Annotated in this window: 1 pseudogene; it reads right to left on the reverse strand. The window is 36.2% G+C overall.

Annotation, left to right across the window (positions count from 1 at the left end):
• Window positions 1–278, reverse strand: a pseudogene (locus tag AB4486_RS26515) (hypothetical protein); the annotation flags it as partial.
• Between the last annotated feature and the right edge of the window lie 45 nt (window positions 279–323).

A 323-nucleotide genomic window follows, 5' to 3' on the forward strand; every position in this document is an offset into this window, starting at 1 on the left:
TATGTTACGCCATCATTGAGGTAAGCAACTAGCTTATCAATGTATTCTGGCTTGACCTTACCACCTAGAAATTTACGTAATTGACCAGTCCCCTTTTGAGATACTTTATATCGTTCAAAACTCATCAAAGCAGAAACAGTCGTCTCAGAGCCGTTAAAATTGACAGCCGTATTGACTTGTTTCTCAATATAAAAAGACTTAAAACCTTCTGGTATAACAGCAAACGATGAGAACGAAAATAATAGTCCTGCTGCTGAGGCAATATATATATACTTCATATTTAACTACGCTAACAATCCACTCAGGGAATATAAATAGATGCG

The sequence above is a fragment of the Vibrio sp. 10N.222.55.C6 genome, from assembly GCF_041473395.1.
Taxonomy (GTDB): domain Bacteria; phylum Pseudomonadota; class Gammaproteobacteria; order Enterobacterales; family Vibrionaceae; genus Vibrio; species Vibrio crassostreae_C.